Raw genomic sequence first — 1,908 nt, forward strand, 5'->3', positions numbered from 1 at the left:
AATCGGGTAGGAGGCTACCCATTAATTGAGTAGCCGACCTCCCACACCACCGTACATACCGTTCGGTATACGGCGGTTCCTTAGATCACGCAGTTATTTGTCGATAATATTCTGAAAAGAAGAGAAATCCTTTTCCTTTGAGTGTGTTGTTTCCGAGGGATTTCGAGAGGATAGGGCTATTGGAGATTCTCCAGTAGCCTTTTCTTGTGTTTGCGTATTCCCATGCCTGCTGTTTATGGATTCCGAGCGTTTGCAACTTATCGAATCTCGTCTTTACTCGTTTCCATTGCTTCCAGTAGATCATGCGGATCCGTCTTCTCATCCATTCATCCGTAGATTGCAGCAGGCTCTTCATATCCGCTATCTTGAAATAGTTAACCCATCCCATGATGTAGCGTCTAAGCTTCTCCATCCGCTGTTCATTTCCCATTCCGTTGCTTCTCGATGTATGTTCCTTCACTTTGGCCCTCATCTTTGCAATGGATTTCGGGTGGATGCGGACTCGTACTTCTTCCTTCTTTGCGTAGAAAGAGAAACCAAGAAATTTGATCTTCCTCGCCTCGTCCACTACCGTCTTTTCCCGGTTTACTTTGAGAAACAGCTTCTCCTCGATGAAGGGGAGTATGTTCGTAAGCGTCCGTTCCGCGCTTCTTCTGCTTTTACAAAAGATGAGGAGATCGTCCGCATAGCGGACGAATCGATGGCCGCGGCTTTCCAGTTCCATGTCCAGTTCATTCAGCATAATGTTGCTGAGAATCGGACTTAGGTTCCCACCCTGCGGCACGCCGATTTCCGTGTCCTCAAGCTTATGCTTAACGACGACGCCGGCTTTCAGGTACTTATGGATCAGCGAGATAACCCGTCCGTCTTTAATGGTTCTGGATAGTACCTCTACCAGCTTACTTTGGTTCACTGTATCGAAATATTTCTCCAGATCCATGTCGACTACATACTTGTACCCTTCCTGGATGTTTTCCTGACTCCTTCGGATTGCGCCATGTGCGCTTCTCTTGGGTCGGAATCCGAAACTGTTCTCTGAAAACTGCTTCTCATAGATCGGGGTAAGGACTTGGGCAATGGCCTGCTGAATCACTCGGTCTACCACTGTGGGAATGCCTAAATTTCTCTTCTTTCCGTTCTCTTTGGGTATCTCTACCCTTCGAACGGGATTCGGACGATAGCTTCCGTCCAGAATGGATTGCTTGATGGTTTCTCCGTTCTCTCGGAGATATTGTAGAAGTTCATCTACTCCCATCCCGTCGATTCCGTGAGATCCTTTGTTTGCTTTGACCCGCTTGAACGCTTCGTTCATGTTGGCTCTGCTCACAATTTCCTCAAGCAAACCGTTCCTCAACTCGATTGCGCTGGTGTTGTCGGTTTCTGGTATCCTCCGAGGACTGTACGCTCCCGCATATTCTTCATGTTCCGCATGTACGTTCCGCGTGGAGCCTTCGCTTCGAAGTTGGCTGCACTTTGCTCCTGTTTTGGTACCTTTCATTGACCTACACCTCCTAAGGTTCAGCCCTTCCCTTGAGCCGTCGACTGCTCAGGGTACTATGGCGTCTGCTGACTTCTCATGATAAATCTTGTTTCAACCGTGATTCGAAGTTCATCTCCTCACGTCCATGAGACCTCCCACGGTAAGACGACTCACTTTCCCTCCATCTACCCGCACCATTTACACTGGAATGTCCGTGTAGTGTATTGGACTTCGCTTTGTTCAGCAAGCTCGTCCCATTCCTTGTGCCTGATGATGTTCGTATTCCTCGGGCCGGAAGTTTGCCTCCAGCTTCCTTCAGATTCCATCTCACGATGGACACCCTTGCTCTTGGCTAGTGGTTGGCCACTACATGCCCCCACAGCGGACTTTCACCGCCTAGTTAGTCGCCATGCGTGGCGCACTGAAAA

The 1,908-nt window shown here is 49.0% G+C and carries 1 protein-coding gene; it reads right to left on the bottom strand.

The window, feature by feature from the left end; genetic code table 11:
• Positions 1 to 85: 85 nt before the first annotated feature.
• A complete protein-coding gene (gene ltrA, locus AC3Y2E_RS34540; RefSeq protein ID WP_379217973.1) occupies positions 86 to 1,498 on the bottom strand; it encodes a group II intron reverse transcriptase/maturase in 1,413 nt (470 codons plus the stop codon).
• Positions 1,499 to 1,908 lie beyond the last annotated feature (410 nt).

This window comes from Paenibacillus sp. MAH-35 (assembly GCF_058135425.1).

What these genes read in the sequence shown, in the direction of transcription:
- ltrA (WP_379217973.1), bottom strand. Translation starts at nt 1,498, where the DNA reads ATGAAAGGTACCAAAACAGGAGCAAAGTGCAGCCAACTTCGAAGCGAA.